The 13678-nt window shown below is 56.3% G+C and carries 10 protein-coding genes and 1 tRNA gene; 6 read left to right on the forward strand and 5 right to left on the reverse strand.

All coding sequences use genetic code 11. From position 1 onward, the window contains the following. The first annotated feature begins 1868 nt into the window (after positions 1-1868). Positions 1869-2087: a hypothetical protein gene (locus WHZ77_RS29525; RefSeq protein WP_375311165.1), complete on the forward strand. Its 219-nt coding sequence runs from the start codon at positions 1869-1871 to the stop codon at positions 2085-2087. A gap of 181 nt (positions 2088-2268) precedes the next feature. Here the strand turns inward: WHZ77_RS29525 and WHZ77_RS29530 are convergent, their stop codons facing one another. Both WHZ77_RS29530 and WHZ77_RS29535 read right to left on the reverse strand, forming a co-directional pair. Beyond that, positions 2269-2475, reverse strand: a complete 207-nt coding sequence (locus tag WHZ77_RS29530) for a cold-shock protein (RefSeq protein ID WP_375314843.1) — start codon at positions 2473-2475, stop codon at positions 2269-2271. Positions 2476-2856: 381 nt separating this feature from the next. After that, complete coding sequence (locus tag WHZ77_RS29535; protein ID WP_375311166.1) at positions 2857-2985, reverse strand: hypothetical protein; 129 nt, start codon at positions 2983-2985, stop codon at positions 2857-2859. A gap of 367 nt (positions 2986-3352) precedes the next feature. Here WHZ77_RS29535 and WHZ77_RS29540 point away from each other — a divergent pair, with 367 nt between their 5' ends. Together WHZ77_RS29540 and WHZ77_RS29545 are read left to right on the forward strand one after the other, a co-directional pair. Further along, on the forward strand, positions 3353-3682 hold the full coding sequence (locus tag WHZ77_RS29540; RefSeq protein ID WP_375311167.1) for a hypothetical protein: 330 nt from the start codon (positions 3353-3355) through the stop codon (positions 3680-3682). Between the two features lie 473 nt (positions 3683-4155). Beyond that, positions 4156-6798: an Ig-like domain-containing protein gene (locus tag WHZ77_RS29545; protein ID WP_375311168.1), complete on the forward strand. Its 2643-nt coding sequence runs from the start codon at positions 4156-4158 to the stop codon at positions 6796-6798. A gap of 161 nt (positions 6799-6959) precedes the next feature. Here WHZ77_RS29545 and WHZ77_RS29550 read toward each other — a convergent pair whose 3' ends face one another. Then, a complete protein-coding gene (locus WHZ77_RS29550; protein WP_375311169.1) occupies positions 6960-8372 on the reverse strand; it encodes a glycosyltransferase family 4 protein in 1413 nt (470 codons plus the stop codon). Positions 8373-8711: 339 nt separating this feature from the next. Here WHZ77_RS29550 and WHZ77_RS29555 point away from each other — a divergent pair. Both WHZ77_RS29555 and WHZ77_RS29560 read left to right on the forward strand, forming a co-directional pair. Further along, positions 8712-8787 (forward strand) — tRNA-Thr (locus tag WHZ77_RS29555). A gap of 396 nt (positions 8788-9183) precedes the next feature. After that, positions 9184-9609 carry a hypothetical protein gene (locus WHZ77_RS29560; protein ID WP_375311170.1) on the forward strand — a complete coding sequence of 142 codons (426 nt, stop codon included), beginning with the start codon at positions 9184-9186 and terminating at the stop codon, positions 9607-9609. 53 nt (positions 9610-9662) lie between these two features. Here the strand turns inward: WHZ77_RS29560 and WHZ77_RS29565 are convergent, their stop codons facing one another. Further along, entirely contained in the window at positions 9663-9905 is a 243-nt protein-coding gene (locus WHZ77_RS29565; protein WP_375311171.1) for a hypothetical protein, read from the reverse strand. A 346-nt stretch (positions 9906-10251) separates the two neighbouring features. On the opposite strand from WHZ77_RS29565, the gene WHZ77_RS29570 reads away from it, so the two are divergent. Continuing rightward, a complete protein-coding gene (locus WHZ77_RS29570) occupies positions 10252-11391 on the forward strand; it encodes an acyltransferase family protein (protein WP_375311172.1) in 1140 nt (379 codons plus the stop codon). Positions 11392-11687: 296 nt separating this feature from the next. Here WHZ77_RS29570 and WHZ77_RS29575 read toward each other — a convergent pair whose 3' ends face one another. After that, on the reverse strand, positions 11688-13391 hold the full coding sequence (locus WHZ77_RS29575; protein WP_375311173.1) for a hypothetical protein: 1704 nt from the start codon (positions 13389-13391) through the stop codon (positions 11688-11690). Positions 13392-13678: the final 287 nt, after the last annotated feature.

Consider the following 13678-nt stretch of genomic DNA (forward strand, 5'->3'; position numbering starts at 1 on the left):
AAACAATGAGCTGCTTTAAACGAGGCTACCGGGCACCAAGTTTGAATAATTAAGTTTTTAATTCCCGGGGCTGGATTTGCTCGAAACAATCTTTTGACCTCCTATCGTCAACTTCAAACGGGCCGCCCAGGAGGCGGCCCTTCTTTCGGCCGCCGCGGCGAGGAGCGTTCAGTTGCTCAGGCGCTTAACTGGGACCAGCGTCGCCCCTGATGCGAGTAGAGCGACCCCACCAAAGCCGTCTCGTAAATCGGCCCATTACCTGCGACCATTCTCCGCATGAATCTGCTGCCAATATTTTAGTGCATCATCGGGTTGGGAATGGCGCCAGCCGGCGCATGGATAATTTGGGGGCCAGCGAGCATCTGACTGTCGTCGGAAGCGCCCTTTTCATCATCGGCCTCTGGTCCGTCGACTAACAGATTTCACTTGTATCGTTCGAAAATGCCTCGCCCCTGAGCCGCATTGTCGGCGAGCTTGTCCCACTCGGCAGCCAGACGTAGCCAAGCCCTCTTGTCGATTTCGCTTTCAGCTTGTGCCGCCAAACGTCGGTACTCATCCGCTTTCCTCGCGAACCTGTTAGCGTCAGATGGTGGCACTGCATTTCCTTCCTACCGCCGATAATCGCGAAGCGGTAAAGGACGTTCCACGGCGAAGGGGAGAGCCGACGAGCACAGTTTCGAGGGAGGTGTGGCGATGTTCTCGCTTCACGTCGCCTTGATCGCACGGAGGTGAAGAGGGTCGTCCCAGATTTCGATATTTCTTCTTGTCAGGATTAAATGATGCCCTCGCGCCTCCGAAAGATGAGACGTCCAACGCCGATGCTATCCGGTTCCAGAATTAATTCGGGGGCGCGGCATCAAGCTTAATTCGCGAGTTCGATTGCTGCCGTCGTTGAAAGTGTTAGGTTGACACATCGGACATTGCCCTCGTCCGGGTTTACCAAGGCGAAGTCGGCGCGCCATCATACTCGGCGCGTCGGCTTCTGCTTCCGACAAACGCCTCTGCATCATGCGAAGCATATTTACCGCTCTCACCTACATCTGTCCTTTGACGCTTGTCGTCATCGGCATTGCGCGGGTGGGTATCGAGGCGAAAGATCGCAAGTCTCCAGCAAGCGCGATTGCAAGATGAGGGCTGAATTTCTGACCTCGGTGCATGGTCGGCTTGGACGTGATCTCGCCCAGGTTGCCTATGCCGGGTGGAAAGCTGCGTGCGATCTCAAGCCAATCAGGCGACGGATCGAAACAGAAATCCTAACGCCGCTGATCCGTGCGACGCTTCCCCGCTCAAAGCCTGCCATGAAGGATCATTTCAACAAAGACAGAGCGATCTTGGCCCGCGCTTTGGCGAACAGAGCTGACCATCCACTAAGCAGCAACTGCTCGAACTGGCGATCCAGTACGAAGTCGACCTGCCCGGTTAAAACCGGGCCGCAGCCGTTACCGTCGATAAGCGAAGAGATCCGAAGGCACCGCAATCAGGCTGGACCAAGCTAGGAATCGGCCTAAGCGTCACCCGGGGGATACGCTCGGGCCGGAACAGTGTCGCTCGCGGGCGGAAAGCTGATGGGAACGCTGGCTGCGGCAGCTTTGTCTTCCGAGTGGGGACATACATGCCCTTGTTTCGAGGTACGAAAGGCCAGCCAGCAGCCAACCTTCGGCGCCCTTCCCTCATTTCAGCGTGTACGTTAAGCACGTGAAATAGTTGTGGCTGACAGCGAAAATATTCGTTTTGAAACAGATCGGATTTAATTCTAAAAAGTGATTATCGGGACTGGCTGCATATTTCAGTTCGATCTTTTACCCGGGTATTATGACGTATGGACCGCGGCACTCCTCTGCGGTGGTCTTGTGATGCTGGAGTCGCAAATGACTGTCTTTGAAATTGATCGCGAAGTTCTATGCTTGGTCAATGCGTTTACGGAGATCAAGAGCCGCGGGACGCGCCGCGCACTGCTCATGCTCATCGAAGAGCTAGCTCAAAAAGCTCATCCCCTTCCGCCAAACAAAAACCCGCCGACCTTTGAGCCGGCGGGAGTTGATCCAGATTTTAGACCGGCAGGCACCGGTCGCTTGTGCCGACAGTAGCGCGAGGGTCCGCCTGCGTGTAGGCGTGCTGATGATGTCAGCGGCACCTTGTTCACGCTCGTAACCAGCACGAGCCTGATGCACCAGGTACAGAACCTAGGCAGAGATCAGCGAAGTGCCACAAGATGTTTGAACGCCGTGGCCGCGTTTTCGCCATCCGTGGCATCGGGCCTTCGCCACATTAGCCGATACGTAAATTCTCAGCTGACACCTTGCCACTTCGCCCGTTGACGAGCTCATAGCTCACCTTTGCGCCTTCAGCGAGCCCGGTAAAGCCCGCTTTCTCAACCGCCGAGATGTGCACGAACACATCAGGGCCGCCGTCCTGTGGCTGGATGAACCCATACCCCTTGGTTACGTTAAACCATTTAACTGTCCCGAGAGCCACGTCAGAAATCTCCATTCAAAATGATCCGCTGAAACATAATTGGAGGCTAGCTCGTCGACAAGAAAAACCCGCCGACCTGGGAGTTCGCGCAAGTTCGCAACCCAGATTTTGGCGACCGGCGGTAAGCGGATTCAGTAAGATTTGGCCACCAGAGTCCGACGGGGCCCGCCGATGGCGCTGCTTGTGCGCTCGAGCGAATCCTTGGCGCCGGGCAAAGGCATAATCCTCAGGTGTCCCCCCTCGGGCGCATGCAAAGCGATGCTCCTTGCTCTCGTCCCAAGGTTGCTGTTGGATCGCCGCGTTTAGAATATGATTTGAACGGCTATCCAATTGATGGTGGCTCAGGTGCCCAAAGAGGAGTTTGCCTCGTGCGGTATCCGGTCACTCACCAAGGAGTCCGAAGAATGCGGCTCTATCTTCGAGCGGATTGCCGAAATTGAGTTGGAGCTTGCCGCTCGCAACCTGATTGTTGCCGATCGAGCCGATGCGCGAGCCTAGATGCGTCGCCATGTCAGGGGCAGTCCGAGGTCGTAACCACGCCGACGAAGCTGTTCGTGGGTCTTTTTCAGCGCCGTTGCGATCTTCTCTGGTGAGACGCCGTCTTCGACCAAATCGCGAAAACGAGCGTCATCGCTTGGTGACCAAGCCGAATGCTCGCGGTCCATCGTAAGTCAAAAGTCCCGTCGAAAAGTTTGATGCTCGAAATGTGGGGCGGGCCGCCAACTCGGGGCGATGAACTGGCGACCCGTGCCGGGCGATTTCAGTTGAGTGGGTGGGCGGCTCTTTTGGGGAAAGATCCGCGCCCGTCCGGCGATACATCTCGTAGCGCAGTGCGACCGGCGGATTCAATTCAATTTACGGGTTAACCTAACTTTGTATGGTTATCTACCGCCGAAATAATTCATCCTTGAATAGCACCTCGCAGGCCACAAGTGACCAAGCTAGCAAGCTTATCGTAGTCGAGGCAGCGTATGAGACCAACTCGCCCAGAGTCGATTCTCAGGTCGTGCAAATCAAGGGTGCAAACCCTGATATCTTCTTCAACATCGCAATACCAAAGTTTGCCGCGCAGGCGATAGAGATGGTCGCGGAGTTGGGTCGGCATCCGATGCAGTCTCTGACGAATGTCTCCGGATCCATAGGCGGCGTCATCAAACCTGCCGGCTACGAGGCCAGCCAAGGCATCCTATCCACCGCAGACCTGTAGGATACAAAAGACATGGAGTGGGAGAGTGACGCCTCGATGAACGAATGGCGAGCCTTCATGACGAAGTGGTACCCTGAAGGTGATCTCGATGACTCAGCGACCGTCTTTGGCTACGGCGTGGGCTAAAGGCGGTCCGGGCTCGAGCCTGGGCCGGGACCCAATCGGCTCTGATTTATGACAAACTCGGTTCTCCGAGGCGCCCCGGGATGCATCCAACGAGACCCGGCGCGGGCGCAGCCTTCACAACGGATAGCTATAAGCCGGGCCTAGAGTAAGTCGCGTCGGCATGGTTCCAGTTGCACACGGCAGGCGCAAATTAATCACATCACCACCTCTATTGAAGCAAATAGTCGTCTCGCAACCTGATTATCGCAGAGACACCTCCACGTTTGCCGCGCGCGCGAATGTTGGGTGACTTCTTGACTACCTTTCGTAACGTGTCCCCTGCCTTATTCTCAGAAAGAGAACCGTCCATGGCAATTCAGGCTCCGACCATTGAACAATTCTCTGCGGATAGCGGTACGCGCGGCGACGGCGTTACTGACTCCAATGTCGTTACGTTGTGGGGCAAGGCTGCGGCAAATTCGACCGTAACGATATACGACGGTACGACACGGTTGGGAACGGTTACCACCAACAGTTCAGGTTCATGGGCATTTACGACTCCCAAGCTCGCCGACAGCACTCACAGCCTGGCGGCTACGGCGACCGATGCATCGGGCACCAGCGCGGCATCAGCTGCCATGTCGATCAAAGTCGTTCCGAGCGTGACCAAATTCGTGTCCGGTACGGACAATTGGAGCAATCCATCCGTCATAGACGGCCAGGGTTGGTACAGCGAAAATGCCGGTCAATCGTGGAGCCTGACGACACCGGATTCTCACACGGTTCGGATGGAGTTGCGCGCCGGCGACTACTGGGCTGATGGAGGCAACAGCTCTCGCTCGGAGATCCTGGCTGCCAATTCGGTGGCCAACGGCGACGTTTTCAATGCGACCTACCAGATGACAATCGAGCCCGGCACGTCGAACGTGAATTCCGGCCTGTCCTGGCTTTCGCTCACCCAGATGTACGGGGCAAATGGAGCGACATTCTCCATTCAGCTCAAGGGCGAGCAGATGGCCGTCGTTGTCAATCTGAACGAGGCGACCGAAAAGCAAGTCTACATCGACCCTAATTCCATTCAGCGAGGCCATGCCTACAGCATTCAGATTCAGGCGCGCTTTGCCTCGGACTCGACCGGCTATCTCGAGATGTGGCGTGATGGCGTCCAGATCGTCAATTACCACGGGGTGTTGGGAGACCCCGGAGCAAACTACAACCTGAAGCTCGGCATCTATCGGGGAGAGCCGACGGCTGCCAACTACACGATGGCCGCCGACTATAGCAATATCGTCACCTCGACCGATCCCAACTTCCCGACCCCGCCATTCGGCGGAGCGGGTACCGGTCAGACGCCGACGCCTCCGACGGCACCTACGATCAGTTCGTTCTCGAACGACAGCAATATCGTCGGTGACGGGATCACGAACGACAATACCCTAGTGCTGAGCGGGACTGCCTCCGCAGGCAACTCCGTCAAAATTTACGACGGAACAACTTTGCTCGGGTCTGCAACAGCAAACAGCAGCGGAAACTGGACTTACACAACCAGCACGCTCGCAAACGGCAAGCACAGCTTCTCGGCATCCGCTACCTCCTCGAGCGGCACCAGCGCGTTGTCCAAAACGCTTGCCGTCACTGTCGATACCGTCGCCCCGGCAGCTCCAGCGATCGTTTCATCATCTCCCAAGGCTGGCCAGAGTTCGGTTTTGACACTGACAGGCAATGCAGAGGCAAACAGCAAGGTGAACGTCTATGATGGAAAGACCCTGTTGGGATCAGCCACTGCGAACGGAAGTGGGGCGTGGACTCTCACCACAGCAGCTTTGTCGACGGGGACGCATCAGCTTACGGCAACGGCCTCGGACGCGGCCGGCAACAACAGCGTGACTTCGTCTTCCTTCAACGCCACCATCAAGGCGCCCACCAGCACGCCAGCGGTCACGTCGGTCACGGCGTCCGGCGCCGGAATTCTGTCCGGGACTGGCAATCTTGGAGCCGGAAAAACGGTTACTTTGGCCGTCAAATTGAGCGAGGCTGTGACGGTCACGGGCGGCACGCCGACGCTGAAGCTCAACGATGGCGGTATTGCAACCTACACCGGCGGCTCCGGCACCAACGTATTGTCGTTCACCTACAAAACCGCAGCCGGTCAAAACACCTCTGACCTGACCGTGACGGGAGTCAATTTGGGCACGGCAACCGTGAAGGGTAGCGCCGGCGGAATTGCCAGTCTTACGGGTGCAGTCTCAAACCCCGCCGGCACGCTGAGGATCGATACGACGAGACCAATCGTGACGTCTGTTGCGGCGTCCGGTTCAGGAATAGCGGCGGGCTCGGGAGTCGTCGGAGTTGGCAAGGTTGTCAACCTAACGCTCAAATTGAGCGAAGCAGTCACCGTCACGGGCGGCACGCCCACGCTCAAGCTCAACGATGGTGGTACGGCGACTTATGCGTCGGGTTCGGGCAGCGACACGTTGACCTTCAAATACACGGTCGCAGCCGGTCAGAACACAGCAGATCTTGCCGTGACTGCGGTCAATTCCGGCACTGCAACGGTGAAAGACGGCGCAGGCAATATCGCCAATCTTGCGGCAGCGATCTCCAATCCCGCAGGCGTGCTGCAGGTCAACACGACCGCCACGGCGACAAACTCACCGACTCCGTCGACCGGGAGCGGCGGAAGCCCCGACAGCGCGCCTCATCACTGGCAGCACCACTTTGCTGCCTTCAGCGGTGCCATCCGCACAACCGTTGCGTCCACCGATACGGCCGGCCAGGCCGCCAAAGTGCAGGATACATCCGCAGGTGATACATCGCCCATGATGGGGTCCTCGCTGGATCATCGCCTGGCGCTGTTCGCGCAGCACATTGCGTCGGCCTTTCCGTCTTCGCCGTTCGCTGAAGCGAATACCTCGGCGGTCAGTCAAGGAGCATGGAAGGGTTCAGAGCTCCCGCACTTGGCTCAGCCCGTCGCAAACCAGCAGCACGGCCCAATTGCGGGCTCACTCTGAGCCGCTCGGTCAACCATCGTTCCTTCCGAAAATGCTGCGGCCCGAAGCCGACAAGAGCGTGCTGAGGCCGCAGCGACCGCCTTCCAACGGAGCGAACTCCACCTTTCCGGCGGCTCCGGTCCCTGCAGCCCGTGTGGGAACTGGCGCAATGCCGGTCCTTGTCACGCCAGACGCCGGGGCGGCCGAATCCGTATGTGATGCGAGGTGAGATGCCGCGTACGGCTCGACATCGCCTCGCGATACAATTCCGCATAGCTGTCGGCAACGATTGTTGCGGTGAAACGAGACCGTATTCGAGCCAGGGCGCCCTCACGGGATTGCGCGAGAAAGCTCGGCTCGGCAACGAATCGTTCTATGGCGTGTATGAGGTTCGCCTCGTCTTTTGGTTCAACGATGACGCCTGTCACACCGTCATCGATGATATCCGGAATACCGGACCATCTTGTGCCAATCGCTGGGAGGCCGAGCGCCATACCTTCGAGAAGACAAACGGGATACATTTCGCCGGGCTCGTAAGTCGGGAGGACGATCACCTGGGCGCTCCGCATTAGTTCGGGGACCTCTCGGTGATCGACCTTACCCTTGGATTCGACGATACGCCGTAAATCCAGCCGGTCGATTTCCCTTTCGATCTGCCCGCGCATCGGTCCGTCTCCGATGAACAGGGCCCGAAGTTCGGGATAGCGCGCGGAGAGCTTGGAGAGCGCACCCAATAATTCCAGATGGCCCTTGCCGAAGACCATGCGCGCGACCATGACTAGCGTGAATGCGCCGCCGTTCGCGAGAGGACTAGACTGTGTGAATAACTCCTCGTCCACGCAGAATGGAATGACCCTGGACCGGTCAGAAGACACACCTTCCGACATCAGTTCAGCAAGGGCAGCCTTGTAGGGCATGACGATCGTTGACGAGATACGCTTCTCTATCCAGAAGGTGATTTCGGCGAGCAGATCACGTTGCGGCGCGAACCAGCTCAGCGTGCCGTGGTGCGTGACGATAACATGGGCGCCCGCCATGGCCGCTGCAATAAAGCCGTCGAGGCAGGAGATGCCAACAGCCTGGATGTGCAAGACGTCATTCTTCTTGAGCAATCGATAGATTGCCGCGATTCGTTGAACGCGTAGCACCGCCGTGCCGAGTTTCCCTGGCAGGAGCTGTGCAATGGAATTTCGATTGGGCAGGTCATGCACGGCTATGCCGCGCCCCCCTGCAATCTCCCGGACTTCCTGCCGATTGTGCAGGTCCATTAAGATCGTCGGAACAAGGCCGCGACGCCTTTGAGCGGCAGTGAGTTGCAGGATGAAGGTCTCGACGCCGGTCATTCCGAAATTGGTGCCCATATAGTGCAGAACTCGCACTTTTTGGCGAGGCTCCGGCTGAGCGAAAGGCCTCAACTGCCGTGCGGGTATCCCGACCGAGGCTAGGGCCTGACCATTCAGCGCGGCGAGGATTGCCTGGGCTTGCGATCTTGCGAGATCAGTTTCGAAACAAGCCAGCAGATCCGCCAAATCCGCGGACAGATCGAACGCCAAAAGGGCAGGAATAATACAGGCCGCCAATACGGCTGATCGCATGATTTAAATCGTGACGCTGGAGACAATTAATGTTTACGCGCCGAGATAATAAATCATCGGGCGTGCCAGGAGCTGCGGCGTTGTGGCGCAAACGGCGGATCACATTGTCGCATGCAACCGGCTGTTCTGCGAATTCGCCATCAGGCCAGCTGACGTAGTCACGCAGCCGATTGACATGTTCCGACGGAGCAGAGCGCCGTTGGGGAACTTGTCGCAGCATGCATCGACCGGGCCGATCTTCAATCGTTGATATTTAAATTTCGGCGACAGCAATTAACCTTTTTTCCCGACACCCCTGTTCACGTCCAATGAATTTCAGTAGTATGTTTTAATCAGATCGCCGGTTTAGCTCAGGGTTAGAGCGCCGCCATCGTATGGCGGAGGTCGGGAGTTCAAGTCTCTTCAACCGGCACCAACTGTCTCGACGTGTTATTCGCCAGAGATCCAGCATCCCTAAAGCAATTTCGTAGTCCGTCTCGACGTCATTGACATCAGCGTCCGTCTCGACGTCATTGACATCAGCATTTTCGGCTGAACCGCAACGAGGGTGGCAACAAAAGGTGCGGGACGGGCCGTCACATCGCATCAACGCCATCAACATCGTTTCGTTCTACCTGCAACGCGCGAGCATTGCCCCCAAAAGCCTGGGAGGAGATACGCCCTGCTCGCGATGAAGCTCAGTGAGACTTCCACAGCGCGTGGCCCAGCGCCCTTTGATGACGCACCTGCAGCCGTCTGCAACGACTGCAGGCGGGTTCTATTTCATTATGCAAATACCGCAGGGACCAATCGTACTACCGGATAGTTCCGTTTGTTGATTTGGCTGGTCAATGAAGCCCATCTTCGCGGTAATGTTGCATGCGCGAAGCAGCCGATTTCGGACTTGCCTTTGGTAAGAAGCAAAGGGAGCACCTGGAAACCTTACGGCAGCAAACCAGATTCGGAGCTCGGTCGTTTTGCCGCCACGCTACTCATTTGTCGCCCCGGTCGGGGCATCGGGCTCGCGCGACACAACCTGGACTTCGCCCTTATCTTCATGGCCGCGCCTGCGCTGCAAAAGCCGAAGCTCGAGATCAGCCACCAATTTTCGCAAATGTTTCACTTCAGAATATCGACGAGCCAGATCCCCAGACATGAATTCCAACTGCTCAATGATCTTTTCGTCTTCAAAACAGGAAGTCAGCGCGCACGGACCGCTAGCCGGATCAATTCCGCCCCAGACATGCGCTACAATTAATCAAACATCAAATCAGGATAAATTAGCTCGCCCATATTACCAGATATAATATATTAAATAACTCTTTCGTGAACCTCAAGGTGAAAAGTGTTCCGACGTGCGATTTGATCCAGCACCGGCCAGCAATTGCCGATACCTGCCGTCCACACCCGAAAAGATCGCATCATTCGGATTTCCGCGCCACGTCCGATCTGTGCGCGCGAACGTTTTCTCATCCGCCGACGAGCAACCACTGCATCAAACGCACCGCGCTCCAGACCAGCGTGCTCATCCAGCCAGCCATGGATATCGAACACAGAACGATCCAAGCAATCTTCACGGCGGATGCGCGTCTGCGGCGTCCGTATTCCTGTGCGACTTGGGACATACTCTTACGCTGCTCGTGGGAGCCCTGACAATTGGTCGTCGTACGAAGGGTGCCGGTTCAACGGAACATATGCAACTGTCGCCAATAAGCATCGGAAGCGGGACCGAATGCAAACCGTCTCCCGTGTCCTTAAAGCGCCGCCACTACTTTGGACCAAGACCGCCCCGTCAAAAAATCGGAGTTCCTAGGCCGACATTCCGGTTGCACCGGTCTATTGTTTCATTGATGTATGGGCCGCACCAGGCCTTCGCTTTTGTTGTTCTATTGTGAGCAAGATGTTTCCGGCACTAAATCAATCGGTGAGCCGGCGGCGCGTTTCGACGGCCGCGGACATTCTGGAAATCAACGGAGGGACGGGCCCAGGCTTTGACGCGCTTCGATTCCTGTTGTCGGTGTGGGTCTTCACGGTACACGCGATGTTCATTTGCGATGGAGCCGACGTTGCGGAAGCATTTGTTGCCAACCCGCTTCACAGCCTTCTCGTCAAGCCCGCTCTACCGATGTTCTTTATTGTCAGCGGCTATTTGGTCGCCGGAAGTGCCATTCGCACGAAGAGCGTATCGACCTTTCTCCTGTTCCGCGTGCTGAGGATAATGCCTGCGCTAGCTATTGAAATTGCGCTCAGCGCATTGGTCCTCGGACCATGGCTCACGGAAAAGACATTTCGCGAGTACTTTTCTGATCCATTGTTTGCGAAATACTTCCTGAACATGGTCGGCAACGTTCAGTTTTTTCTTCCAGGATTGTTTCTGCACAATCCCGTACCTGGCGCGGTGAATCTCAATCTATGGACGCTTAAGCCGGAATTTTTCTGCTATCTCTTTATTTCGACCATGATCGCGATGAAGTTTATTTTCAGCAGGAAGATAAGCACTCTGATTGCATTCCTGACTATTGTCTCGAGCGCGGTGTATGTGATCCGAGGCGGGCAACTCTATAACTTTGTCGGCGTGGCCGACTGGAAAATACTCATCCTGGCATTCGTCATTGGCAGCTGCGCGTTCCACTGGAACGACGGTCTCGCCATGTCTGGCCCCCGTGCCCTGCTAGCGGTGCTTATCGCGGCCGGCGCCACGATGTATTCGCCCCTTATTATCCTTCACCTTCTGGCGTTGACATATATCGTCATCTACATTGGCACACGCAAAATACGTCTTCCGGGTATTCTGCGAGACAGGGACTGTTCATACGGTATCTATTTGTTTGGCTTCCCGATCCAGCAGACGATGGTGCATCTCCTACCTTCCGACTATCGGAGCGGCCTAGTCATTCTGCTGGTGGGCTTGCCGCTAACATTTGCATTTGCGATGCTTTCCTGGACTTTCGTCGAAGAGCCCGTCTCCAGGCTGAAGACTCGTATCAAGCGTGGAATTCAGGTCGATACCAGATGGCGTCTCAAGCTCCGACCCAACTGAGCACAAATTTCGCTCTGGGATCGTGGAACCCGCCAAGCTTTGTGATCCTCGCTTCAAGCCGCCCTTCAGGCTAGTGCAGCGTTTGCACCCTGCTGCGGCACAGGGGCCTGGAACCGGTGTGGAGGATAAATTCCACACTCCTCTAAGTTAGTCGCAGGCGGCACAATTCTGCTCGTCTCAAATCGCCCGGTGCGATGCCGCTCTGCCGAGGCAGCGGTGAACCGAGTCCTTGTCGAGGCGTCACTATGCGATCACGGCTGCAGCAGCGCGGATGCCGCAACAACAGGGATACACCGTCAGGTCGACGCAATCGCTTCGGAGCCTGCACTCGTCAACACCGGCTTTCCATCCGCTATCTCGACGAAATTCAAGTCGACAAGCGTCTGAAGCGTTAATGGGTCGATCGGTAGCCATCTCAAGCGATTTGCTCTGATATCTCTCAATGCCCAACGCAATTCAATCGCCCGGTCCCGATCAACACGAGCTGTCCAGATATCAGGTTCAAAGATGGCTTTGTGCAAAGGGGACGTCGGGCGAACTACAGGGACTTTTACAGGCCCCGGCTCGCGATCGGCGCTAGCATGTTCGGCGGCGTCGATCCTCTCTCCATTTGATTGATTGGAGGTCGCCCCGGGTGAGATTATTGGTTCTCGAGGGACTTCTTGACTGCCCACCACCGCCGGCTGATGCTCTTGAATATTCCCTTCGAAAGCTACCAGCGCAGTCGCGTCGCATGCATGTGGGTCTAGCGCCGCCGGGAGCAGCGTCAATTTTTCATCTGCAGCATCCGATCCAATCAAAGGCCGATCACAAGAAGAAACGTCACTCTGAGTTAAATGCTGAATATCCAGAGCTTCGAACCCAGCAGCATCATCCGCGGCAGACGAGATCGAAACGTTTAGATCTGCGGTCGACGCAGGTTCTATCCAAGTGTTGTCACTTCCTTGGCTGCGTTCTGGGATTTCGATCGGAGGGTCCAGCATGGTCTGTGCCCCGCCATCCGGTCGGTCTGGGTCTGCCGTGTCCAACTGGCGCAAATAATCTTCCGATATCCGGCCCTTTTCGATGGTCGATGCTTCTTCGACGTACAGCCCGGCATCGGTGAGGGACGACGTTTGCCCGACTTCCTTTGCTGGTGGGCTCGCTTCGGATTGTCGATCTAGCGTCGCGGCATCAACTTTGAGACCCGGCTTTCTGGCTATCTCATTTTTTTGAAGTTGTGGCCCTTCGATAGGCGTCGGCGCTCCGCTAGCTAGCGTCGCTAGGGGTGACGGGCCGCTTACCGCACTCTCTTGCTGAGGATGCCCTTCCGTGATCTCGAGCATCGGCGAAACAGAGGCGTCGCTCGATGCGGAGAACTCGTCAAAGAACCGACCAAGCTCATCATCATCCCCATGCTTCTCGACTTCTCTGGGCAAACCTCCCTCAAACAGTTCGGCCGTGGAGTGCACCGCTGTATCCAAGTCGGCACGAGTGTACGTGGCTGAGGGGCGATCGCTATAATCCTGCATTGAATCAACGCTCAGCGGCGCCGGGGCGGTTCTGAACACCGAAGCTATTTCAATCTTGAGGACGCTGATGGTCGTCGCACTGAGCGGCTGCGGATCGTCATCTGTATCTTGTAATGCCGGCCTGGCCACCGCCTCCAAGGACGGCTCAACTGGCGGTTGGGCAAGAATGAAGGGACCATAATTGGCCGACTCGCCGCCCGCTGGCGCAGGAATCAAAATTCCATCGCCGGCTTCTTCCGGAGCGAGACTATCTTCGGTCGTGACCGGGATCAGTTGATGATCGTCCCAGGCTAGATCCGATAGCTCATCAACACGTGCTGGCTCACTCGTCGGTTTAAATGGGCCGTCCAGCAAGCGTCTGAATTCCTCGACGTTCCAGTCAACCGGATCAATCTCCGCCATCTCCAACCTTCTGTCGGAATATTTGGACCGATTTCGACCATCCAGACGACCGAGAAAGGCCGCCAAAAAAGACTGCATCAAGTTCACTCGAATATCCGCTCAGAAATCGACCTGCTCAAAGGAACAAGACATTGGAATAATTATTAAAAATCGGGCTAGCAACGTCGTGACGGATATGGAGGACAGATTTATCGAGTTATCGAGAATCTTACGTATGCAGCCAATTAGGGATCAGAAAACCGCCGCAATTATATGATGTGGGACACAATTAAACAAATATAAACATTTAAAGCGCTCGGAGAAATATCAATTCGGCTGATTGGCTTTCCCGGGCAGGTCACCTAGGTTCTGGCTTTCCTCTACAGGTGGGCCAC

It is taken from the genome of Bradyrhizobium sp. A5 (genome assembly GCF_042076515.1).
In the GTDB taxonomy this organism is placed as follows: Bacteria; Pseudomonadota; Alphaproteobacteria; order Rhizobiales; family Xanthobacteraceae; genus Bradyrhizobium; species Bradyrhizobium cosmicum.

Coding starts and splice junctions, on each gene's coding strand:
- WHZ77_RS29525 (WP_375311165.1), top strand. CDS start 1,869: ATGACTGTCTTTGAAATTGATCGCGAAGTTCTATGCTTGGTCAATGCG.
- WHZ77_RS29535 (WP_375311166.1), bottom strand. CDS start 2,985: ATGGCGACGCATCTAGGCTCGCGCATCGGCTCGATCGGCAACAATCAG.
- WHZ77_RS29540 (WP_375311167.1), top strand. CDS start 3,353: ATGGTTATCTACCGCCGAAATAATTCATCCTTGAATAGCACCTCGCAG.
- WHZ77_RS29545 (WP_375311168.1), top strand. CDS start 4,156: ATGGCAATTCAGGCTCCGACCATTGAACAATTCTCTGCGGATAGCGGT.
- WHZ77_RS29550 (WP_375311169.1), bottom strand. CDS start 8,372: ATGCGATCAGCCGTATTGGCGGCCTGTATTATTCCTGCCCTTTTGGCG.
- WHZ77_RS29570 (WP_375311172.1), top strand. CDS start 10,252: ATGTTTCCGGCACTAAATCAATCGGTGAGCCGGCGGCGCGTTTCGACG.